Source organism: Actinocrispum sp. NPDC049592 (genome assembly GCF_040675465.1).
Classification (GTDB): domain Bacteria; phylum Actinomycetota; class Actinomycetes; order Mycobacteriales; family Pseudonocardiaceae; genus Kibdelosporangium.
Window position 1 is genome coordinate 227,656 of the sequence record NZ_JBFAPA010000011.1, and the last position, 22,215, is coordinate 249,870.

Below are 22,215 nucleotides of genomic sequence, written 5' to 3' on the forward strand. Positions count from 1 at the left end.
GTTCAGTTCCCGACAACAGTGGCAGCAGAGACGTTGTACAACAAAATCCTGCCAAGTATGCTGGCGGCATGCTGAAAACGGTCGCCGTGGTGCTCGCGGACGAGTTCGCCCCCTTCGAGTTCGGCGTGGTGTGCGAGGTGTTCGGGGTCGACCGGACCGATGACGGGGTCCCGCCCTTCGAGTTCCGGGTCTGCGCCGAGCACCCCGGCGTCCCGCTGCGCACCAGCGTCGGCGTGCCGCTCGTGCCCGACCACGGGCTGGACGCGCTGGCGGGCGCCGACCTGGTCGCCATCCCGGCGATGAACATCCGCGACGAGTACCCGCCGGCCATCCTCGACGCGCTGCGCAGGGCCCACGCCGCCGGAGCCACCCTGCTCACCGTGTGCAGCGGGGTGTTCATGCTGGGCGAGACCGGTCTGCTGGACGGCAGGCTGTGCACCACCCACTGGCGGCACGCGAGCATGTTCGCCAAGCGGTTCCCGGACGCCAAGCTCGACCCGGACGTGCTGTTCGTCGACGAGGGCGACATTATCACCAGCGCCGGCACGGCCGCCGGCATCGACGCGTGCCTGCATCTGGTCCGCCGCGAGCTGGGGTCCGGCCCGGCGGCCGCGATCGCCCGGCGGATGGTCGTCCCGCCGCAGCGCGAGGGCGGGCAGCGGCAGTACGTCGAGTTGCCAATTCCGGAGTGCACTGGCGACAGCCTCGAACCGGTCCTTGCCTGGATGCTCGACAATCTGGCAACAGAGCACACCGTGGCCGAACTGGCCCGCCGCGCGCAGCTGTCCGAGCGCACTTTCGCGCGCCGGTTCGTGGCCGAGACCGGAACGACACCTTTGCGCTGGCTCACCATGCAGCGGGTTCTGCACTCGCAGCGGCTGCTCGAGGAGACCACGTTCAGCGTCGAGGAGATCGCGCAGCAGTGCGGGTTCGGCAGTGCAGCCCTGCTCAGGCACCACTTCAAGGGCGTCGTGGGGGTCGGCCCGAAGGACTACCGGCGCACGTTCGCGGCGGCACTTTCGGGCAGAGTTGCCGCCTCTTCCGAGTGACCGGCGCCACTAACCGACACGTTCGAGTGATCATCTGGGATAACGACGTCAGGTGGTCCCCCGGGGGGCGTCTCATCGCCGCAAGGCCACTAGGAGAGCAGGGAGGCAGCGATGACTCGCGACGAGCACACGGAGATCACACACACGGTGACCTTCGACTTGGTGTCGGAACACTCGGTCCCGGTCGACGTCGAGCTGCGCTACGACACTCGCGACCCGTTCGCTGTCTACGCGCTGTTCGAGCCCGAGGGAGCGCGTGCGGTGCAGTGGATCCTGTCGCGGGACCTGCTCGCCGACGGCCTGATCGTCCGCACGGGCGAGGGTGACGTGCGGATGTGGCCATCACCGGACGAGGAGGAGCTGGTGCTCATCGAGTTCGTGACGCCCAAGGGTCAGGCCCGCTTCGAGGCGCTGGCCCAGGACATCGCGGACTTCCTGGACTCCACCTACGAGGTGGTGCTGCCGGGCGACGAGGAGAACTGGTTCGACTTCGACGAGGAGATCCAGCGGATGATCGCCGCGGGCTGATCTTTCGTTGGTACTGCTGGTGTAGGTGGCCTGGGAGGCGGTTTTCTACCGTCAAGTTCGGGGATTTGACGATAGAAAACCGCCCTTTTCGCGCTGTGGCAGGGGTTTTCAGATGCGCGGGACAGGCACGCCGACGCCGGCCAGCTGGCCGTAGAGCGTCCGCACGGACACGTCGTCGCCGAACTTCGACAGCCGGCGGACGACCGAGGTGAGACACACCTGGTCACGAACAGGCCTGATCGGCGCGGTGCGGGGGACCACCTGAGACGCCGTGGCACAAGCCTCTTCGATCTTGCGCTGGTCGGCCAGTGCCGAGGCCAGCAGTGTCCGGGTGCACAGCCGCACACCCGGCCAGCGGTCGGAAAGCTTGACCGCCGTGCGCGCGAACCCTTCCGCCTCCCTTGGCCAGCCAAGGAAACGGAACGACAGCGCACAGCCCGCCGCCAGGTAGAGCCGGTCGGTCGGGTCGCTCGATCCCGCTGCCTCCAAGGACTTCTCCGCGCGGCGCAGCACCGCGAGGCAGGTGTCCCGGTCGCCCATCATCGCGTAGCAGGCCGCCGCCATCGAGGCGACCTCCACCTGCAGCTGGGTCAGGCCACAGCGTTCGGCCGACTGCTCGGCCATCCGGATCACCGGCACCGCACTGTCCAAAGTGCCATGGAACAGCGACTGGAAGCTCAGTGCGGCAAGGATCTCCGCGGACAACGCGGCCTCACCGGACCGGCGGGACAGGTTCAGCGCGATCCGCATGCGCTGGCTGCCCAGGGTGACCTCGCCCTCGTCGTAGGCGTACCAGCCGCCGCGCAGGTACGACTCCGCCGCCGCCCGGAACACGTTCTCGGTCGCCGTCTCGGGCTCGTCGGTCACCTCGTTGCCGAGCCACCGGAACAGACTCCGCATGCCCAGTCCCACCTGTTCGTCCGGCCTGCTCACCGTACGAAGCGCGGTGAAGGACCCCTCACCGCCGTTGAACTCGGCGGGTCGTGCCCCGGAGAGCTGGAACCACAGCAGGCGCTGCGGGATCTTCAGCGCCTTGGCCCACCTCTCCAGCTTGTCCAGGTCATGGACCTGACTTCGGTCCCGTTCGATCCTGCTGATCTGGCCCTGGCTGACTCCCAGCCACTGGGCCACTTCCGCCTGACCGACATTGCTCGCCCTGCGGTACTCCCGCAGCAGCTGGCCGAAGTGCCGTCCCGCAGACGCCTCACGCATCGGTGCGGCATCCCAGAACTCGTCGGGCCGGACCGGTGCTCCGGACCGGCTGGACCGCCGGGTCTCCACGCTCTGCGGAGCACTGGGCCCGGGTAGCCCATCTAACTGATGCTGCTTCATGTCAGCCTCCGCTCCTTCTTGCGGCCGAGGTTCACGGGCACCACCGGAGCGCCATCGGATCGCAATTTCTCCCGCTCGATCCCCACGAGGACCAGTCCGAATACCAGGTTGTCGCCGGCCTGGCCACCGGCTGCGGGACGCCGGGCCTGCCTTCGGCGGGGCTCTGGCTCAGCCCCGGGTTTTCTGTCTTGGCTTCTGTCTCGTTCGCGCCCGCCTCACCGGACACGAGGACAGCCGCCACCGTCACGATCGCCGCACCGGTGAGGCCCAGCGCCGCGAGTCCCATCCGGTAGGAGCCGTCGGCGCCTACCCTACGGAAGCTCCGACGCGGCGCCCTATGCCGTGCGCGCATACGGGATACCTCACTATCAGCTCAAATCCTGCAACCTGAACCAGCGGCGGCGCTCACACCATGACTTCAACTGACGTAGGAGATCTGGTGCATCACCCCCAACAGGAGTAGAAATACGCCGACCGGAGCATAGGGCTGCGACGCACAGTGTTCAACCCTTGCCTCAGTGTTTCGAACGGGTACATTGCGAGCGCGATTGAGTGAGGAGGGGGAATATGACCCGTGTCGGGGAGGGTCTGTTCGCCGCGGTCCTCGACGACCTCTGCCGGCATCCACCAGGCCGGCGGCGGCGCCTGAGCAACGTTGAGCTGTCCGCGGCGATCCGCGACCGGGGCGGGGATATAGGCCACGCTTATATCGCCCAGTTGAGGAAGGGTCAGAAGGACAACCCGACCAGACAGGCCATCGAGGACCTGGCGGGCGCGCTCTGCGTGCACCCGGCCTACTTCGTCGGTGGCAGGCGCGAACTGGCCGAGGGGGAAACGCCCGGCTGGCGCCAGGATGCCCTGCGTACGCTGTTCGAGACCGCCCAGGGGACGGTGTCCCCGGAGGACGTGGCGGCCGCGATCAGCTCCAACGGCCGGTTCGGCTCGATCTCCGCCAGCTACATCCGGGAGCTGCTCAACGGTGTCTCGGACAACCCCCGGTTGAAACATGTCCTGGGCTTGTCTGAACACTTCGACGTGCCGCCTGCGTACTTCTTTGATGACAGGCTCGCCCGCTGGGTCGACAGCGAGAGGGCCGACCTGGTGCAACTGCGGGAGCTCGGCGTGGTCGAGTTCGTGACGCGGCTCGCCGGGAAGGTTCCCGAACTGTCCCAGCAGACGCGGCGGGCTACCATCCAGGCGATCGCCGATGCGCTGGAGCCCGGCAAGTACGAGGGCTGGTTCATTCGGCGGGACCAGGAGTCGAGATGAACAGACGCACCCGTCGCGCGATGGTGAACCGCATCGCCGGTGAGCTGAACCTGTCCCGGACGGCGACCTACCAGGAAGCCGCCCGCCGGGTCTGCGAGTTGATGGGCCGTCACCTGGGCAAACACGTGGAGGTCAGGTTCGCGCCGTTGCCCGATGCGCGCCTGACCGGGGTGTCGGCGCTGCTGGCCAACGGCAACTACCTGGTCATCTGCGCCGACTCACCGCGCTGGTACCACCGCCTGCAGATCCTGCTGCACGAGTTCGCCCACCTGATGCTGGGTCACCAGCCGGTGACGCTGACCAAGTCGGAGAGCCTGCGCCGGCTGGCGCCCGGGCTGCTGCCGGACATGGCCCGGTACGTCGCGGGGCGCACGTCGTTCAAGGAGTGCGAGGAGCGCGACGCCGAGGAGCTGGCGGACGAGCTGCTCGAGGTGATCACCGACCAGCGCGACAAGGCCGACCCGGCGATGCCCAAGCACGTGCGGCGGATGATGGCCTCGTTCGCCCACGCCGACGAGGCCGCGCATGACGTCTACATATGACGTGGTGTTCTTCGCCGGCGCCATCGTCGGCGGGTTTGCGTTGGCGTACAAGGCTTTCCGGCTGTACCGGCATGGCGGGCACCCGCGTTCGTGGGCGCTGACCATCACGCTGGCGTACGCCACCGGCACGGCGGTGATGTCCGCGCCGACGTTCGCCACCTGGTTCGACCGCAGCACCGGCGTGAACAGCTTCTCCACGCTGATCGAGTGCTGCATGGAGGTCGGCTTCGCCTGCGGGGCGCTGTCGCTGGTCACGTACTGGCGGTACAACGCGCGGCGGGCCTGCCAGCTGGTGTGGCGGTTCTCCAAGACGTTCTTCGCGGTCATCTCGCTGATGTCGGTGCTGTTCCTGTTGTCGGACTTTCCCGGCAGCGAGGAACTGGACTTCACGACGCAGTACGCGCACGAGCCCACGGTGTCGGCGTTCATCCTGGTCTACCTGATCCCGACGACCGTCGCGACGGCCGCCTCGACTCGAGGCTGCGGGCGGGCCGCGCGGGACCCCGACATCGCGAACGTGCCGTGGCTGCGACGGGTGCTCCGGTGCCTGCAGCTGGGTGTGATGTTCGCGTTGCTGCACCTGCTGGGTGAGTACTTCGCGCTGGCGACGGTGTGGTTCGGCTGGCAGGGCGTCGACTGGGTGCCGCCGCTGATGTCCGGCCTGTCGGTGCTCGGGTTCATCCCGGGTGCGATCGCCGCGGTGCTGCCCGGCATCGAGCGCCTGCGCCCGCAGCTCGGGCTGTGCGCCGAACGCTGGCACGTGTTCACCATGTTGCGCCCGCTGCACCGGGCGTTGCGGTTCGTCAACCCCGAGGTGGTTTTTGTCGCCAAGGGCAAGAAGTTCTCGCCGCACCACAGGGTTCGCCGCCAGCTGCTGGAGCTGAGCGAGTGGCGCTGGGCGCTCGCGGTGAAGTTCTCCGACGACGTCCGCGCGGCGGCCGAGCGGATCGGCATCGAGCGCGGGCTGTCCGGCGACGACCTCCTGGCCACTATCGAGGCGGCACAGCTGAAAGCGGCCATCCAGACCCGACGGCAGGGCGGTTCGGCGTCGCCGTCGGTGGACACCCCACCGCGGGACGGGTCCGGCCTGGACAGTGAGTACGCGTGGTGGGTCGCGGTGGCATGGGCGTTCCGCCACTCCCCGGTGGTGTCCGCCGCGCTGGCCGAGTCGTTCTCCGCCGAGCCCCGGCGGTTCTTCCTCATGGCCGGTCGCTGAGCGACCGGCGCAGGGCCCGGACCCCGTGGTACATCCGGGACTTCACGGTGCCGGGCGGCACCCCGAGCAGCGCGGCCACCTCGTTGACCGTCCGGCCGCGCATGTAGGTCTCCAGAATGACCTGCCGCTGCGGCGTGGGCAGCTTTTCCAGCGCCCGGTGCACGACCATCGCCGACACCGTCTCCTCGGCCGGGTCCGGCACGCTGACGAAGTCCTCGTGCGCCTCCTCGACCTCCATCGGCCGCGCCTGACGGTGCCTGCGGTCATCGATCACAACCCGCCGCGCGACCGTGCACATCCACGCGCGCAACAGATGTGGCCTCGGGTCGAGCCTGCTTGCGTTGCGCCACGCGCGGATCAGCGTCTCCTGGACGACGTCTTCGGCCCAGTGCCGGTCATATCCCGTCAGCCGCAACGCGTACGGCATGAGCGAGACGCCCATCTCCTGATACAGCACTGTGCCCATGTCCTCATGTTCTTTCGTTGGGGGACAAGGGTCCAGCCGGTACGCCTATAGCGCATACGGGTGAACTGAACGACTAGTCACTGGCGTCACGGTGTCTGTCTGTATCGATCATTCGCCCCATTGGGGGTCTTGAGCAGCCGAAAGGCTGTCAGAGCGGAGGGCGATGCGGGCCCCGGGTCGGTGGCACGGTGCCCGGCCACCGGACGTTGCCGTGCTCGCGGGACAAGCGTGCCGGACCCTTGACCGGAAATCGTCACTGCCCGGCTTCCGCGGCCGCCGCGGCGGCGAAGTGATCCAGCAGCGGCGCCGTTCCCGCCGGGCTCAGCAGCATCTCACCGCCGGCGTCGGCGTCGAGGATCGCGCCGGCCATGCGATCGAGCATGGCCTGCTCGAACACCACGATGGCCTCGTCGATCGTTGTGCACTGCGGGGAAAACAGGGTGTGGACGAGCTCGACGGCGTCAAGCAGCGCCATGTTCACGCCCTGGCCGCCGAAGGGCGGCATGACGTGGGCCGCGTCGCCCAGCAGCGTGATCCCGGTGTGGGGCTGCCAGTGCTGATGCGCGGGCAGCCCGTAGAGCGGCCAGTAGGCGAAGTCGGTGTCGATCTCGTCCAGGGCACTCAGCAGGTCAGGGCTCCAGCCGGCGAAGGTTTCGCGCAGGTGAGCCCGCACGGCCGCGGTGTCGGCGAACCGGTCACCCAGGGTTCGGGCCGGGTCTTCTGGGGTGCGGAGGGCGAAGTAGACGCGCACCGACCGGTCGGCTGCTCGCTGGGCCAGGATCGCCTTGTTGTCGCCCAGGGCATGCAGGATGCCCTCCCCGGTGTTGCGGGCGACGAACGAGCCGGGTCCGGGGTCGCGGAGATCGCCGTGGATGAAGGTGATGCCGCTGTAGGTGGGTTGTTCGCCGGTGACCAGAGAGCGGGCGTGCGAGCGGATGCCGTCACAGGCGATCACCAGGTCAGCGTCATGGTGGGCGCCATCAGCCAGGCTCACCCGGTGGCGACCGTCAGGCAAAGGCGTGACGCCGGTGACCGTGGCGCCCCAGGTGATCATGCCCGTGGGCAGGGAATCGATCAGTAGCGCATCGCCGCCGCCCAGCTGATCACGGTCTATCGCACCATGGCCTCACCAGACGTGATGGCCTACATCCGCGCTCATCCCGAAGCGGAGCAGCGCACTGCGTTCAGGCACTGGCTGAGTGTGGCCCAGCACATGATCAGCGAGGGCATCGGCGACTACGCCCGTCGGGAGAGCTGAACTTCCGGTACCACAGATAAAAGTGGGAAGGGCGTGCGTCAGTTTGGGGGTGAAACTGACGCAGGCCCTTCCCGTCTTGGCGGCTGGTGCTGGGGACACCGACAGCCGCCGGCCACCTGCCAACCCGTCCCGGTGTGGAGGCGCCGTCCTGGTTGATGCGTGTACGGACCAGCGCCGGTACTACTACCGTTGCCTTAAGGCCTTGCCGGTTGGCACGCTTGTGCTTTCAACTATCACCTGACCGGGGCGGTCAACGGCAGGGTTTGACCGTTGCCTCGCCGATAGGCAACTGGAGGGGCGCGATGACCAGCGGGTTCGGTGCCGCGCTGCGGGAGGCACGGCAGGCGGCGGGCTGGTCGCTGCGGGAGCTGTCCGCCCGTGTGCACTACAACACGGGGTATCTCAGCAAGATCGAGAACGGCTTGCGGCCCGCGTCGGTCGAGCTGGCCAAGCGCTGCGACGACGAGCTGGGTACTGGTGGCAGGCTGGTCGAGCTGGTGCCGCGGGCGGCCCCGAAGGCCGGGCAGCGGCCGACGCCGCGCCAGCTGCCGGCGCACGACCCGAGGCTGGTGGGCCGGGACGAGGATCTGCGCGCGCTGGACGAGATGCTCGTCACGAACCGGATGATGATCGCGATCATCAGCGGGACCGCGGGTGTGGGCAAGACAACACTCGCGTTGCACTGGGCGCAACAAATTCAGGACCGCTACCCCGACGGGCAGCTGTACGCCGGGATGCGCGGGTTCGGTCCGCAGGCACCGGTGGAGCCCGGGAGGGTGCTGCGAGGGTTCCTCCAGGACCTCGGCGTGGCTCCGCAGGCGATCCCGCCGGAGGAGGACGAGCGCGCGCGATGTTCCGCAGCCTGCTCGCCCACCGCAAGGTCCTCGTGGTTCTCGACAACGTCCGCGACACCGAACACGTCCGCCCGCTGCTGCCCGGCAGCCCGACCTGTGGCGTGATCGTGACCAGCCGCGACCGGCTGAACGGCCTGATCGCGGTGGAAGGCGCGCAACGCCGGACGCTCGACCTGTTCACCCTCGCCGACAGCAAGCAGCTGCTGGCCTCGCGGCTCGGCGCGGAGAGCATCGAGACCGAGCCGGACGCGGCCGCCGAGCTGGTCAAGTTCTCCGCCGGCCTGCCGCTGGCGCTGAGCATCCTGGCCTCCCGGGTCAACCAGGAGTTCCCGACCCCGCTGCAGGACCTGGTGCTGGACCTGCAGAACGCACGCCTCGACGGCCTGGATCTCGGCGCGACCGACATCGACCTGCGCACGGTGTTCTCGTGGTCGTCACAGGGCCTCAGCCTGACCGCGGCCCGGCTGTTCCGGCTGCTCGGTGTGTTCCCCGGGCCGGACATCGGGCTGCACGCGGCGGCCGCGCTCACCGGGACCGAGCTGAGCCGGGCCCGCAAGGACCTCGCCGAGCTGGTCCGCGCGCACCTGCTGACCGAACACCGCCCGGGCCGGTTCGGCTGCCACGACCTGTTGCGGGTGTACGCGGCCGAACGCGCCGAGCTCGACGAGCCCGAGGACGAGCGCGAAGCGGCGGTGCGGCGCGTGCTCGACCACTACCTGCACAGCGCGATCGCGGGCGACCGGCGGCTGTACAGCAACCAGGCCGGGTTCGAAGTGGACGCTGCCGTGGCCGGTGCGCGGCCCCGCGAGTTCGCCGACTACCCCAAGACCATCAAGTGGTTCGACGAGGAGCACCAGGCGATGCTCGCCTGCGTCCAGGTCGCCGGGGAGGGCGGCTGGCCGCGGCACGCCTGGCAGCTGCCCCGCGCGCTCGCGGGCTACCTGAGGCTGCGCGGACACTGGCAGGACTGGGTCAACACGCAGCAGATCGCGTTGCGGACCGCGGTCGAGCTGGGTGACGAAGCGGCGCAGGCGGATGCGCACCGGCTGCTCGCGCACGTCTACTACAGCCTGACCGAGTACCACGAGACCGAGATGCACGCCGAGCAGGCGATCGAGCTGTACGGGCGGCTCGGCGACCGCGCCGGGGAAGCGTTGGCACACCGCCATTTGGCCTGGGCGTACCAGGAGAAGACCGACTACGAACGGGCGATGGCCCACCACCGGCAGGCGCTGGCCCTGTTCCGGTGGAGCAGGCACATCCTCGGCGAGGCCAGCACGTTGAACGGTCTGGGATGGACGACCGCCCACCTGGGCGACTACCAGGCCGCGCTGGGCCTGTGCCACCAGGCGCTGGAGATCGCCGAACGCGCGGGCGACCGGCACATGCAGGCCGCCGTCCGCGACAGCCTGGGGTTCATCCACCACCGGTCGGGTGACCACCGGCGGGCGGCGGCGAACTACCGGCTGGCCATCGAGGCCTTCCGGGAGCTGGGCTCGGCGTACTTCGAGGCGCTGTCGCTCAACAACCTCGGCGATGTCCAACTGGCCGAACAGGACGCCGGGTCGGCCCGGCGGTCCTGGCTGGCCGCCAAGGACATTTTGGACTGTCTGCGTCACCCCAGGGCGGCCGACGTGGCCGCGAAGCTTGCCATGTGAACCAACTGGCCAGTGGCCCGTCCGGAGACAGTTGCCATGTGAACCAACTGGCTGGTGTCTCGCGCCGGAGGTCCGGCCCCTTTGTTCGGCGGATCCAGGTTCCCAGCCGGGGTTGATCAGCACGGCGGTGCGGACGGGAGGTCGCTTGTACCGGCTTGTACCAGGGCCTTCCGGCCGTGCGGCCCCGCTGTCGAGATGTGGCCGCGAAGCTGGGCCGTCGAGGCGGCGGCGGACTTCCGGCGCGGGGCACTAGAACGGGGATGGGCCCGCACCTCGCGGTGCGGGCCCATGCCACGAAGTGCTGATCAGATCGCGCGCACGCCCTGGGCCTGCGGGCCCTTCTGGCCCTGACCGATCTCAAACTCAACACGCTGGCCCTCGTCCAACGTACGGAAGCCCGAACCCTGGATCTCCGAGTAGTGCACGAACACGTCGGCGCCGCCGCCGTCCTGCTCGATGAACCCGAAGCCCTTCTCGCCGTTGAACCACTTAACGGTGCCTTGCGCCATACCACTATCTCCCTGAAAGACAGTCCAGGTCCTCACAGCGAAAACCCGCGACCGCCGTCCATACTGCCATCACAGGACGACCGAGGCATAGCTGGCCAGGACATTTGATCGAAAAAGTACATCTGACCAGGGCAGAAAACTGTCAGTTACTGGCCTGGAGCACGGTTTGGGCGCCGCGGCGGCGCCGGCCGGCGCGCAGACCGTCCACGCTGAGCACCGCGAGAGCCACCCAGACCAGCCCGAACCCGAGCAACCGCGGCAGCGGCATCGGTTCGCCGAACACCGTCAGGCCAAGGGTCAGCTGCAGGACCGGGGTGATGTACTGCAGCAGGCCGGTGACGGTCAGGGGCAGCCGGCGCGCGGCTCCCGCGTACAGCAGCAGCGGGATGCCGGTGATCGGCCCGGCGAGCATCAGCAGCACGGTGTGCCAGGCGGATCCGCTGCCGAACGTGGTCCCGCCCGGCCCGGCGAACCAGAGCAGGTACACCAGTGCGGCTGGAGCGATGAAGAGGGTTTCGACCGTGACGCCTTCAAGGGCCGGAACCGGAATCGACTTCTTCAGCAGTCCGTAGGTTCCAAATGCGACAGCCAGCGTGATGGCGATCCACGGTAACCGTCCATAGTCGACGGTGAGCACGACGCTCGCCGCCAGCCCGATGCCCACCGCGATCCATTGCATGGGGCGTAAGCGTTCCCTGAGCACGGTCACTCCAAGAACGACAGTCAGAAGTGGATTGAGGAAATACCCCAGCGACGTTTCCACCACCTGGTGGGAATGCACACCGTACACATAGGTCAGCCAGTTCACCGCGATCGCGACCGCGGCCAGCAACAGCTTGAACCGGAACGCCTTGCCCAGCCCGGGCAACCGGCGCAGCGCGAGCAACGTGAGCACGCCGAACACCGCGGTCCACAGCACCCGGTGCGCCAGGACCTCCAGCGGCCCCGCCGGTTCGAGCGCGGCGAAGTACAGCGGGAACACACCCCACAGCGCGTACGCGGTGACCGCGTACATCAGTCCCTTACGGTTCTCCACCCGTCCAGTGTCCACGCAGCGCGCCAGGCAGTTCCGCGCGTCCGGCGATGCCCAGCTTCCGGTACGCCTTGGTGAGGTGCTGTTCGACCGCGCGCTGGGTGACGTACAACTCGGCCGCGATCTCCCGGTTGGTCCGCCCCTTGACGGCCATCGACGCCACGCACAGTTCCTGGTCGGTCAGCGCCAGCGAGTCGCGCCGGGACCGCCTGCCGCCCGCGGCCCGCAACTCGTTGGCGGCCGACGTCATGATCGGGATCGCGCCACACGCCTTGGCCAGGTCGTGTGCCCGCCGGAACACCGGGCGGCGTTCGGCCGGCGGCAGCACCGCGCCCCAGCTGAGCAGGGAGCGGGCCAGCTGCAGCCGAGCCGGTGAGGCGCTGAGCACCCGCACCGACTCGGCCAGCAGCTCCCCTCCCTGGGCCTTGTCCTGCGCCGCCAGCCCGGCCACGCGCAACGCGACGCCGAGCGCCCGGGGCCGTCCCCACCGCCGGGCCAGCGCGACCTCCTCCTGCGCCAGGCGCGCCGCGTCCGCGGGACGGCCGAGCGCGAGGTACTCCTCGGCCGCGTGCGACCGCCAGGCCGTGCCGCCGGGATTGAGAACTCCGCGTTTCTGCAGGCGTTTGCCGCACTCGATCAGGTCGAGCAGGGCGCCGCCGTGGTCGCCGAGCCGGGACCGGACGATGCCGCGGTGGTAGAGCACGCGGTCGAACCGGCGAGCGTCCGGCACCATCCCGTCCAGCCGGTGCAACGCGAACAGCTCGGCGCCGCGGGCCGGGTCGCCCATCTCCGCCCAGGTCGAGCAGAGCGCGGTGACCGCCAGCGTCACCACCCGCTGCCGGCCGAGCTTGAGCTGGTCGAAGATGCGCAGCGCGGCCAGCCCGGCGGACTCGGCCTCGGCCAGGCGGCCGAGCCTGAGGTAGATGTGCGCGCGCAGCGAGTGCACCTGGGCGGCGGCCACCGGGACCTCGCGGTCGGCGGTGAGCGAGTGCGCCTCGTCGCACAGCTTGAGCGCCAGGTCCAGCTCGTCGGCGATCATCAACGTGATCACCAGATGGGTGAAGGTGGCCCGGTCGATGATGTCGCCGACCGCGCCCTCCACCAGGTTCACCGGCGCGCCCCTGGTCAGCATGGCGGCGCGCTCGGGGTCGTCGCCGCGCAGGCAGTCGCGGAACGCCAGCAGCGCGGCCAGGAACAGCTCGTTGCGCACGGACATCACCGGTTCGGCCTGCAGGGACGCGAACCGCGCGGGCAGTTCCTTGTCCACACAGGACTCTTCGAGGATCAGCCTGGCCGCGTACAGCTGCAGGGCATGGCTGAGGTCACGGTCGACGCCCGCGATCGACGCGGAACCCCGGTCCAGCGCGGCCACCGCGCGGCCGCGGTCCTGGCGTTCGGCGATCTCGTAGGCCAGCGTGAGGGTCAGCTTGGCCTCGTCGACCGGGTCGGTGACCTGGGTGCGGGCGCGTTTGAGCGACTCGAACGCGGCCTCCGGGTCGAGGTGACTCTCCAGCGCGCCCAGCTCGGCCATGATCTCCGCGCGCATCCCGTTGTCCGGCAACGGTTCCTGCAGCAGCCGGCGGAGGTAGCGGATGGCCCTGTCCGGGCTGGGCTCGGTGCGGGCGGCCTCGCGCAGGGCCTGGATCACCCAGTCCGCGCCGATCGGGCCGCTGGCCAGCAGGTGCTCGCCGGCGCACTCGCCGCGGCGGTGGAAGTGGCGGGCCGCGCGGGCGTGCGCGGCCTCGCGTTCGGGACTGGTCATGGTGTGCAGCAGGGCGGACCGGGCGATCGGGTAGGTGATGGCCAGCGGTTCCTCGCCGACGAAGCCGAGGTCGGCGAGCAGCCGCGCGGCCGAGGTGGCGACCTTGACGTCCAGCCCGGCGGCCTCGGCGGCCAGCCCGATGTCGGCCGGTCCGGCCAGGGCGACGGCCTTGGCCAGCGCCACCAGGTGCGGGCCGTACCCGGCGAGCCGCGGGACCAGGCTGTCGGCGATCGCCGCCGCGGCCAGTTCGATGCCTTCCGGGGTGCGCGGGGTGGCGGCGGCCATCAGCTCGCGCAGCAGGTACGGGTTGCCGCCGGTGGCGAGGTAGCAGGCGTGCAGGTACTCCTCGGAGGACGGGCCGATCATGCGCGCGCAGCCGGCCGGTTCCAGGCCGGTCAGGGTGATCCGCTCGACCGGGCCGGTCAGCTCGTTCACCAGGCTGGAGCGGACCGGGCCGCACGTAAGCACCATGGTCACCGGCAGGTCGGCGAGCCTGCGGCGCATGAACGTCAGCCAGCGGAGGCTCGGCTCGTCGGCCTTGTCGACGTTGTCCACGCCGATGAACACCGGCTGGCTGGTCGCGAGCGTGCGCAGGTACCGGGACAGGTAGCGAAGCGCGCGATGCATGTCGGTCAGCTCGAAGTCGTCGAGCTTGCCGGCGAACAGCTGGTCGACCACGCCGAACGGGAAGTCGGCCTCGGACAGCGAACCCTGGGCGGTCATCACCCGCGCGCCGGCCGCCTCGGCCTGCCGGGCCATTTCGGCCAGCAGGGTGGTCTTTCCGGTTCCGAGCCTGCCCTCGACACAGGTTATTCGGTTCCGAAATTCCCCGGTTCCGGCCCTGAATTCGGGCCTGCCATTTTTTCCGTCCAGAACCTCAGTCATGACAACCCCCGCAAGGCACGTCCATGGAGAATATCAGTGCGGCCATTCGGCGGTACTAACAAATATCCATAACTCCGCGATTATGATTGGTCCTCCTCGCGGGAACTCCACCACTTGGCGTATACCGGCGAGGACCGCATGACCTCCAGGTAGCGGGCCAGCATGCGTTCGTAGACCTGGTCGGCGACCGGTGCGATGAGCGAGTCGCCGCGCCAGGCGACCAGCAGCCTCCGGTAGTGCGGGTTGCCCGCGATCGGGCGAAGGACCACGTCACCGCGGGGTTCGGCGGTCGGGAAGTAGCAGCCGACCGCCTCGCCGCTGCCGACCAGCAGGCTGGCCGCCACCGAGCTGGCCACCCGGTGGCGTACCTGGGGGACGAAACCGGCCGCGCCGCACGCCAGCCGGAAGCTGGCCAGGCCGCCCGATTCGTCGTCCGGAGGCAGTACCCATTCGGCTTCGGCCAGGTCGGCCAAGACAATTTCGTCTTCTGTCGCAAGCGGGTGGTTGGCCGGCAGGCCGATGAAGAACGGCTCGGCGAGCAGCACCCGGTGTTCAATGCCGGTGCCGAGATAGATGGGATAGCGCGGGAATTCGTGCAGGACGGCGACATCAATGCTGTTCGTGCCGAGGGCCTCGATCACCGGGCGGACCTCGTTGGCGATCCAGCTCGACACGTCGGGCACCGCGAGCACTTCGCGCACGACCGTCACCAATGTGGGTGTCAGGCGGTTGTCGATGCCGCCCACCCGGATGACTTTCTCCTGGTCATGGCCGGTGAGGTGGTCGCCGACGGCGCCGAGCCGGTCGAACCGCTCGACCAGTTCGCGGGCCTCGTCGATGAAGTGCTTGCCCAGCTCGGTGACCACGATGCCGTCCCGGCCGCGGCGGAACAGGTGACCGCCGACCTCGCGCTCGATGCGTTGCAGCTGGGAGGACAGACCCGGCTGGGTGACCTGCAGGATCGCCGCCGCGCGGCTGATCGAGCCCGCCTCCGCCACCGCCAGCACCGTGCGCAGGTGCCTGATCTCCAGTCGCATACCCCCGCCCCACCTCCGAAGCCGTTCGCGTTCGCAACTGGACGCTTCGGTCGCCCCGAACACAGTATGCGAAACCCCGTTCATTTCCCAATCCGGCTCTTGTGCCGCCGGGCGATAAGGGTAACGTCGCAGTGGTGTCCCGGTTCACCGCAGAAGTCCAATAGCTCGATGTCCAGACTTGTCGATCTTTATGACGGTTTCCTCTTCGAACTGGACGGATTACTGGACGCTGACGGCGGGCTCATCCCCTACGCGCGGGAAACGCTGCGGGCACTGACCCGCGTGGCATTCCTGACAAACAACGTCACCTCCACCCCGGTGGGAGTGACCGCATTGCTGGCCGGCCTGGGCGTCGCTGCTCACCACGGCCAGGTCGTCACCCAGTCGCAGGCGGCGGCGCGACTGGTCAGCGGCCTGGTGCCCGGCCCGTCGGACGAGTTCGTCCTCGGCACAGCGCCTACCCGTGCCGAGGGCGAACCGTCCTACCCCCCACTGATCCGCGCGGCGGTCCACCGCACCCGCGCACCCCGCCCCCTGGTCATCACGGGAAGGCTGAAGTGCGTCGCGGCAGCCCGAACCCTCCGCCTCCCCAGCGTCCTGCTGCTGACACCGACCTCAGACCTCACCGAGCTCCTGCACACCCCACCCCAGCTCCGCCCCACCTTCGTGGCGACGGACATCCGGGACCTCTTCCGCCGCCAGCCGATCGTCGACTGCGACAGCCGGTACTGGTCGTGCGAAGGCTGGATCGCGACGGTGAGCCAAGGCGAACTCCGCCTCTACCCCGGCCCCCTCAGCTCCCTGGCCGCCGGCGCCCGCGTCCTCTGCGCCGCCGCCTGGAACCACCCCGGCCCCACCCTCGAAACCACCGCCGCCCTGAAACTCTTCACCCAACTGGTCGAAGAGTCAGGCTGAGTGTCGCTCAAAGGTGTACTCGCCGGTGGCATAAACGCAGTCCATGTCGACTGAGGCGAGGTAGTCGAGCGAGTCGTCAGACGGCCGCTCCGGCAGCAGCACGGTCAGTCGAGGGGTCGCTTCCCCGAGGTAGCGCCTGTAGTCGAGCAACTGACCAACAGCCAACCTCAGCATGACTCGGCTGACACTGCCCTTGGCTTCGTACAGCTCGTTCGCGGTGTGGTCGAACAGGTCGGTGTAGAGCGACGTAGAGCCGAACCTGAGCCGTAGTCGGCCCACCACATGCTCCTGCGACTTGAGGCAGGCCTCGTACCGGCGCACCAGGTCAGCTTCTCGCCGCTTCGCTGTGTTGGCCTCCCGCGCAGAGACCTCGTACTCATCTGTGTTCGACTGTTCCAAAGGGATATTCGAGCTGGTCGGCACGAGCTGAATCTTTCGAAGTGGGGCACCGTCGCCCGACACTCGAACCACTTCAGCCTTCGGCTTCAGCCGGAAAACAAGCACCTGCCGCATGGGACCACCGCCAGTACCTGGCGCTGGCGCGCGGTAGAAGGGCAGCTCAGCGTCAACAACGAACTCGCCCAAGTAGGCATGCACCTTGCCGCCCGGGTTGAGCTCACGACCAGTTGCTTTGAACAACCTCAGCGCCTTGCCATTGCCCTCATGGTTCAAGATCGCCTTGTTGCCCGACGTCAGAGTCTGGTCGCCCTGTTGACCTTCACCGGTGTAGTAGTACACCGAGCCGTCAGGATCCCACCCGTCATAGCGGTATCCGTGCTGCTCACCTGCCGAGGGGTCAGTGAACACGAGGATGTTCGGAGTTGCCGTTGGCAACTCGATCCCGCGCTGGCCACTACCGCCGTACAGCGCCTTCAGCTGAGTTCTAGTCACTTCGGCGCCGAGCTCGGTTCTCCACTCATCGGTCACCCGGACAAGTTAGCGGCGGACACCGACAGTTACACGTGGGTGTGGAGGGGGCCGCCGTTGTAGGTGATCGCGTCGGTGAAGGCGGTGAGGAGGTCGAGGTCGGTGGCTTGGAGTTCGGCGAGGGCGCGGTGGAGGTTGAGGACTATGCGCTCAGGGTCGGCGAGGGGCTGGAACTCGCCGAGGTCGGCCTCCTGCGCGGCCTGGAGTGGGGTGCGGCCGTTGGCCAGGGCGTTTTCGGCGGTGGTCTGGATGAACGTGTAGTACCGGTGGTGGAGGTCCAGGATGTCGCCGAAGTCCTCGCCGCGGATGAGGGGGCCGTGGCCGGGCACGATCGTCGCGGCGGGGAAGGTCCGGAGCCACTCGATCGAGCGAATCGCGCCGGGGATCGAGCCCATGAACACCAGGGGTGTGCCCTGGTGGAAGATCAGGTCGCCGGTGAACAGGACCGACGCGGAGGGAATCCACGCCACGACGTCGCCCTGGGTGTGCGCGGCGTGGCCGGGGTGGTGGAGCTGGACTTCGGTGGAGCCGGCGAACAGCGACATCGACGAGTCGAGCACGACGGTGGCCGCGCGTACCTCGGTGACGCCCCAGTCGGGGGTCGGTGACCAGACCGGCGGGGTGTTCTTCAGCAGGAAGTCGGCGAGCAGGCCGTCGCGGGTCGCCCGGTGCGACACGATCGCGGTCGACGCGGGCAGCAGGATGTTGCCGTAGGTGTGGTCGCCGTGGAGGTGGGTGTTCACGGCGAACGAGATCGGCGCGTCGCCCGAGACAGCACGGACCGCGGAGAGGAACAGCGTGGTCCGGCGGGCGGTGGCGCAGGTGTCGATCAGGATCGTCGACTCCGGCGTGACGATCGCACCGGCGTTGTTGATCCACCACGTGCCGTCGGGCTGGATCCACGCGTGGACCCCGGGCGCGATCTCGTGCAGACCTGGCTCGCTCATACCGACAACCTAGAGCAACCGGAGCTGCCTGGACCGCTGCGATGTCTTGCCGACCAGACGTTCCACCAGGCGGTCGTCGTGCAACGCGCGCAGGAACGGCGAAGGTTCGCCACGGTGGCTCAGGTACAGGTGGGTCTGCGCGCGGGACACGCCGACGAAGAACAGCCGCCGCTCCTCATCGTCCTCAGTGGCCCACTGGATCGGGAGCACCCCGGCGGCGCAGCCGACGATGAACACCACCGGGAACTCCAAACCCTTGGAAGCGTGCAAGGTCAGCAACGAGATCCGGTTCGCCCGCGGGTCCCAGGTGTCCACTTCGGCCCCGAGTGTCAGTTCGGCCACAAAGGACTCGGGTGACCGCTTGGAAGCCAGCGGCGCCAGCAATTCGAGGGCATCCGAAACCTCGTCACCCAACGAAGGATCAGCGCAAGCGGCGGCCTGACGCAACAAAGACATGGTCTCAGCAGGCCCGGGCACGAAATGTTTCAGCAGCTCCTGCACCCCGGCATGCTTGGAAAGCGGGGAATGCGAACGCTTCTGAAACGGCAGCCCTTCCCGCGACAACGCCTCCATCACCGGCCGCGCCTGCGCATCCGTCCGGTACAGCACCGCGATGTCGTCAAAGGACAGTCCACCTTGGACGCCGTCACCGGAGACCCGGCCCGAGTCGCGGGAGTGGAACGAGGACCCGCCAAGGAGTTCCTCGATGGTCTGCACCACGAACTGCGCCTCGGCGTCCTCGGACGCGGCCGGGTAGATGCCGATCCGCTGGCCGCCCTCCCGCATCGCCTGCAGGTCGCGGTCCGGCACCAGGGTCGACGGTTTGATGGCCGCCACCGCACCGGCCACGATCACCGGGCTCGACCGGTAGTTGCGGGTCAGCTGGACCGTGCGGGCGTTCGGGTAGTCCCGTTGGAACCGCAGGAAGAACCCGACGTCCGAGCCGCGGAACGAGTAGATGGCCTGGTCCGGGTCGCCGATCGCGCACAGGTTGCCGTGCGGCGGCGTGAGCTCCTGCAGCAGCCGGTACTGTAGCTCGTCGACGTCCTGGTACTCGTCGACGCAGATCCACTTGTACCGCGCCCGGTAGTGCTCGACGAGGTCGATCTGCCGCGACAGCAACGTCACCGGCATCGCCAGCAGGTCGTCGAAGTCGACGAGGTCCCGGCTGGTCATCGCCTTGTCATAGCGCTCGACCAGCCCGATCAGGTCGCCGTCGATCTCCTCGCCCATCGGCAGCTCCCCGGCCGCCGAAGCCGCCAGGCCTGCCGCGACGGTCCGCTTGACCCGCGAGATGTCCTCCAGCGCCTTGCGCAGCCCCGGCGCCTCATCGCCGAGAATCTCCCGCAGCACGGACAGCCGCGTCGACTCGTCCGCCACCGAGAAGTCCGGCGCCAGCCCCAGAACAGCGTGCTGCTCGCGCAGGATCCGCAGGCCGAACTGGTGGAACGTGGCAACGGTGACGTCGCCGTCGACCAGCGCCGCGAGCCGTTCCCGCATCTCCTCGGCCGCCCGCCGGGTGAACGTGATCGCCAGGCAGTTTTCCGGCGCGACGTCATGATCGCTGACCAGGTGCGCGATCCGGTGGGTCAGCGTCCGCGTCTTGCCCGTCCCGGGGCCGGCAACGATCAGCAGCTGGCCCTCCACAATGGACGCGGCCGCGCGCTGGTCGGGGTCCAGGCCATCCAGCAGAGCACCGGCAGGCTTGACCACAACCGGTTCCGCGGCAGCCGGAGTGTCCACAGTGGGCTTGGTCTTGACGACCCGGCGCGGCACGATGACCTCTTCGACGACCGGCATGTCGAACAAGCCGGGCACCTGGTCGGTGGGCGCGTCCAGCTCTCCCTTGCCGAACAAGGAGATCACGCCGTACTCACCATCGAAACCGGGATCGCAGCGGACCTGTCCGGCGCGAAGCCGGGAGATCGCCTTGTGCACCTTGGCGTCCTTGATCTCCTCGAGCGGGATCTCCATCAGCATCGGCAGTTCCGGCCCATGCAACCCGACCAGCTCGTCCACCGCCTTGGTGACGGCCTTGCTCTTCGGCCCGACCTTGAGGATCTCGCCGATGATCTCGGGCAGCGGAACGATGCTCCACGCCGAGCCCGCGTTCGCCGGCCGCACACCGGCATCCCGGTCGGCCAGCTCCTCGACCCGGTGCAGCACACCGACAGTCAGTGGCTTGTTGCAGGTCGGGCACAGCAGACCGTGCCGCTTGGTCTCCTCGGGCTCCATCCGCACATCGCACTTGCGGTGCCCGTCCAGGAAGTACTTGCCCTCTTCGGGGAACATGTCCACCGTGCCGACATACCCGCCGCCGCCCCGCAACGCGTCCCGCAAGGCGAAGTAGCTCAGCTCGGTGTCGAAAACGGTGGCGTTGCGGCCAAGGATGGGCGGCGAGTGCGCGTCGGAGTTGGAGACCAGCGTGTACGAGTCCAACCCGGACACTCGCCAGTTCATGTACGGGTCGCTGGACAACCCCGTCTCCACAGCGAAGATCTCGTCCGCGAGGTCCACATAGCAGTCGGCGACCGCGTCGAACCCGGATTTCGAGCCCAGCACGGCGAACCAGGGCGTCCACACGTGCGCGGGAACCAGGTACGAGCCCTCGCCGGACTCCAGGGTGATCTCCAGCAGGTCGCGCGAGTCCAGCCCGAGGATCGGGCGGCCGTCCGAGCCCAGGTTGCCGATCTTGGCCAGCGCGGCGGTGAACTGGTCCGCGGCCTCGAAGGACGGCACGTAGCACAGGTGGTGGACCTTGCGGGTGCGGTCGTCGCGCTTGTAGATGGTCGAGATCTCGACCTCCAGCACGAACCGCACTTCGCCGTGGCAGCTCGGCGGCAGTTTGCGCAGCACCTCGGCGTCCACGTCGTCGCGCAGCTTGAACAGCCCCGGCTCGGCCGGTTCCAGCGTCTCGCGCAGCTCCTGGGCCCAGGCCGGATGCGTGAAGTCACCGGTGCCCAGCACGGTGATCCCCTTGCGCCGCGCCCACCACGCCAGGTTCCGCACGTCACAGTCGCGGCTGCAGGCCCGGCTGTACTTCGAGTGCACGTGGAGATCAGCGTAATAACGCACCGACGGATCCTGCCATGCCGACCGGTGAACACCGCGCAAGGCACGCCTGCCAGCCGTCTCACCAGGTGGACCTGGCGAAACCGCACTGGCCGCGCTGATCAGCGGTGGGCGAAGGTGGCGTAACAGTCCGGCAACACAACGTCCCTGATCAGCGTGGTGGGCTCAAGACATGACGCACGACACAGCACCCAACCCCGGTGAGACCACCGGGCGACGGAGGCTGCGCGCGGACCGGGCCCGCCAGGTCGCGGACGTCATCCGCCAGCAGATCCTGCGCGGAGCCTACGACTCGTGCCCACTCCCGGACGAGCGCTTGCTCGGCGAGGAGTTCGGCGCCTCCCGCAACACCGTGCGAGAGGCCCTCGACCTGCTGCGATCCGATGGCCTGATCGAACGCCACCAGGGCATCGGCACGGTCGTGGTCGCCCGGAAGTACGCCCATGGCCTGGACCGGCTGATGGGCCTGGCCGAGACCCTGCACGAGCACGGCACGGTCACAAACGAGGTGCGCACGGCCGGCCCGGTGACCGCGCCCCGGGTGGTGGCGTCCCGGCTGCGGCTGGCCGAAGGCGCCCAGGTGATCTACATCGAACGCCTGCGCATGCTCAACGACCTGCCGCTTTCCCTGGACCTGACGTACCTGCCGATGGACGTGGGCGAGCCGCTGCTGGCCGAGGACCTGCGCAACCGGGACATCTTCGGGCTGCTGGAAAAGGTGCACGAGCGTGCGCTTGGCGGCGCCGAGGTCGGCATGGAGGCGGTCAACGCCGACCCGCACTCCGCAATGATCTTGCAGGTTCCACGTGGATCAGCGCTGTTGCTGGTCGAACGGTTGAGCCACTTCGCATGCGGCCGTCCGGTCGACCTCGAGTTCATCCGGTTCCGCGGCGACCGGCTGACGATGCGCGCCGCGGTCTCGCGCGCCTAGTTTCTTCACTCATTCGTACGGCAAG

Annotated in this window: 20 protein-coding genes; 10 read left to right on the forward strand and 10 right to left on the reverse strand. The window is 68.6% G+C overall.

All coding sequences use genetic code 11. The annotated features are described in order from the left end of the window. The first annotated feature begins 68 nt into the window (after positions 1 to 68). Together AB0J95_RS27125 and AB0J95_RS27130 are read left to right on the forward strand one after the other, a co-directional pair. A complete protein-coding gene (locus AB0J95_RS27125) occupies positions 69 to 1,049 on the forward strand; it encodes a helix-turn-helix domain-containing protein (protein WP_364763444.1) in 981 nt (326 codons plus the stop codon). 111 nt (positions 1,050 to 1,160) lie between these two features. After that, positions 1,161 to 1,577 carry an SsgA family sporulation/cell division regulator gene (locus tag AB0J95_RS27130; RefSeq protein ID WP_364763447.1) on the forward strand — a complete coding sequence of 139 codons (417 nt, stop codon included), beginning with the start codon at positions 1,161 to 1,163 and terminating at the stop codon, positions 1,575 to 1,577. Positions 1,578 to 1,685: 108 nt separating this feature from the next. On the opposite strand, the gene AB0J95_RS27135 is transcribed toward AB0J95_RS27130, so the two are convergent. After that, positions 1,686 to 2,909: a helix-turn-helix transcriptional regulator gene (locus AB0J95_RS27135; RefSeq protein ID WP_364763450.1), complete on the reverse strand. Its 1,224-nt coding sequence runs from the start codon at positions 2,907 to 2,909 to the stop codon at positions 1,686 to 1,688. A 567-nt stretch (positions 2,910 to 3,476) separates the two neighbouring features. Here AB0J95_RS27135 and AB0J95_RS27140 point away from each other — a divergent pair. Genes AB0J95_RS27140 through AB0J95_RS27150 form a run of 3 tightly spaced genes read left to right on the forward strand, consistent with a single transcriptional unit; the run spans position 3,477 to position 5,936 of the window. Further along, a complete protein-coding gene (locus AB0J95_RS27140; RefSeq protein ID WP_364763452.1) occupies positions 3,477 to 4,178 on the forward strand; it encodes a hypothetical protein in 702 nt (233 codons plus the stop codon). Continuing rightward, positions 4,175 to 4,720, forward strand: a complete 546-nt coding sequence (locus AB0J95_RS27145) for a hypothetical protein (RefSeq protein ID WP_364763455.1) — start codon at positions 4,175 to 4,177, stop codon at positions 4,718 to 4,720. Before AB0J95_RS27140 ends, AB0J95_RS27145 begins: the two co-directional genes overlap by 4 nt. After that, on the forward strand, positions 4,704 to 5,936 hold the full coding sequence (locus AB0J95_RS27150; RefSeq protein WP_364763457.1) for an MAB_1171c family putative transporter: 1,233 nt from the start codon (positions 4,704 to 4,706) through the stop codon (positions 5,934 to 5,936). The genes AB0J95_RS27145 and AB0J95_RS27150 overlap by 17 nt, the downstream gene beginning before the upstream one ends. Here AB0J95_RS27150 and AB0J95_RS27155 read toward each other — a convergent pair. Together AB0J95_RS27155 and AB0J95_RS27160 are read right to left on the reverse strand one after the other, a co-directional pair. Then, positions 5,920 to 6,402, reverse strand: coding sequence for a sigma-70 family RNA polymerase sigma factor (locus AB0J95_RS27155; protein WP_364763460.1), 483 nt, complete (start codon positions 6,400 to 6,402; stop codon positions 5,920 to 5,922). The two genes, AB0J95_RS27150 and AB0J95_RS27155, sit on opposite strands and share 17 nt — an antisense overlap. Before the next feature lie 253 nt (positions 6,403 to 6,655). Further along, positions 6,656 to 7,456: an FAD-dependent monooxygenase gene (locus AB0J95_RS27160; protein ID WP_364763463.1), complete on the reverse strand. Its 801-nt coding sequence runs from the start codon at positions 7,454 to 7,456 to the stop codon at positions 6,656 to 6,658. Positions 7,457 to 7,522: 66 nt separating this feature from the next. Here AB0J95_RS27160 and AB0J95_RS27165 point away from each other — a divergent pair, with 66 nt between their 5' ends. The 3 genes from AB0J95_RS27165 (at position 7,523) to AB0J95_RS27175 (ending at position 10,172) form a co-directional block, all read left to right on the forward strand. Next, a complete protein-coding gene (locus tag AB0J95_RS27165) occupies positions 7,523 to 7,660 on the forward strand; it encodes a hypothetical protein (RefSeq protein ID WP_364763465.1) in 138 nt (45 codons plus the stop codon). 302 nt (positions 7,661 to 7,962) lie between these two features. Continuing rightward, positions 7,963 to 8,619 (forward strand): helix-turn-helix domain-containing protein, encoded by a 657-nt coding sequence (locus AB0J95_RS27170; RefSeq protein WP_364763468.1) that lies wholly within the window; start codon positions 7,963 to 7,965, stop codon positions 8,617 to 8,619. Then, positions 8,511 to 10,172: a tetratricopeptide repeat protein gene (locus AB0J95_RS27175; RefSeq protein ID WP_364763471.1), complete on the forward strand. Its 1,662-nt coding sequence runs from the start codon at positions 8,511 to 8,513 to the stop codon at positions 10,170 to 10,172. Before AB0J95_RS27170 ends, AB0J95_RS27175 begins: the two co-directional genes overlap by 109 nt. A 305-nt stretch (positions 10,173 to 10,477) precedes the next feature. On the opposite strand, the gene AB0J95_RS27180 is transcribed toward AB0J95_RS27175, so the two are convergent. The 4 genes from AB0J95_RS27180 to AB0J95_RS27195 all read right to left on the reverse strand — a co-directional run bounded on the left by AB0J95_RS27180 (position 10,478) and on the right by AB0J95_RS27195 (position 15,398). Continuing rightward, positions 10,478 to 10,681, reverse strand: coding sequence for a cold-shock protein (locus tag AB0J95_RS27180; RefSeq protein ID WP_364763474.1), 204 nt, complete (start codon positions 10,679 to 10,681; stop codon positions 10,478 to 10,480). Positions 10,682 to 10,823: 142 nt separating this feature from the next. After that, entirely contained in the window at positions 10,824 to 11,717 is an 894-nt protein-coding gene (gene rarD / locus AB0J95_RS27185) for an EamA family transporter RarD (protein WP_364763477.1), read from the reverse strand. After that, positions 11,704 to 14,361, reverse strand: a complete 2,658-nt coding sequence (locus tag AB0J95_RS27190; RefSeq protein ID WP_364763480.1) for a LuxR C-terminal-related transcriptional regulator — start codon at positions 14,359 to 14,361, stop codon at positions 11,704 to 11,706. The genes rarD and AB0J95_RS27190 overlap by 14 nt, the downstream gene beginning before the upstream one ends. Before the next feature lie 80 nt (positions 14,362 to 14,441). Then, positions 14,442 to 15,398, reverse strand: a complete 957-nt coding sequence (locus AB0J95_RS27195; RefSeq protein ID WP_364763483.1) for a LysR family transcriptional regulator — start codon at positions 15,396 to 15,398, stop codon at positions 14,442 to 14,444. Between the two features lie 168 nt (positions 15,399 to 15,566). Between AB0J95_RS27195 and AB0J95_RS27200 the strand changes: the two genes are divergently transcribed. After that, positions 15,567 to 16,313, forward strand: coding sequence for a hypothetical protein (locus tag AB0J95_RS27200; protein WP_364763486.1), 747 nt, complete (start codon positions 15,567 to 15,569; stop codon positions 16,311 to 16,313). Here the strand turns inward: AB0J95_RS27200 and AB0J95_RS27205 are convergent. From AB0J95_RS27205 to AB0J95_RS27215, 3 genes are read right to left on the reverse strand one after another with little or no spacing between them, the layout of a single operon-like run. Continuing rightward, entirely contained in the window at positions 16,305 to 17,240 is a 936-nt protein-coding gene (locus AB0J95_RS27205; RefSeq protein WP_364763488.1) for a hypothetical protein, read from the reverse strand. The genes AB0J95_RS27200 and AB0J95_RS27205 overlap by 9 nt on opposite strands. A 29-nt stretch (positions 17,241 to 17,269) precedes the next feature. Next, a complete protein-coding gene (locus AB0J95_RS27210; protein WP_364763491.1) occupies positions 17,270 to 18,187 on the reverse strand; it encodes an MBL fold metallo-hydrolase in 918 nt (305 codons plus the stop codon). Positions 18,188 to 18,196: 9 nt separating this feature from the next. Continuing rightward, the gene (locus AB0J95_RS27215) at positions 18,197 to 21,262 is read right to left on the reverse strand and encodes a UvrD-helicase domain-containing protein (RefSeq protein WP_364763494.1); all 3,066 of its coding nucleotides are present in this window, start codon (positions 21,260 to 21,262) and stop codon (positions 18,197 to 18,199) included. 169 nt (positions 21,263 to 21,431) lie between these two features. Between AB0J95_RS27215 and AB0J95_RS27220 the strand changes: the two genes are divergently transcribed. Beyond that, positions 21,432 to 22,190, forward strand: a complete 759-nt coding sequence (locus tag AB0J95_RS27220; protein ID WP_364763497.1) for a GntR family transcriptional regulator — start codon at positions 21,432 to 21,434, stop codon at positions 22,188 to 22,190. Positions 22,191 to 22,215: the final 25 nt, after the last annotated feature.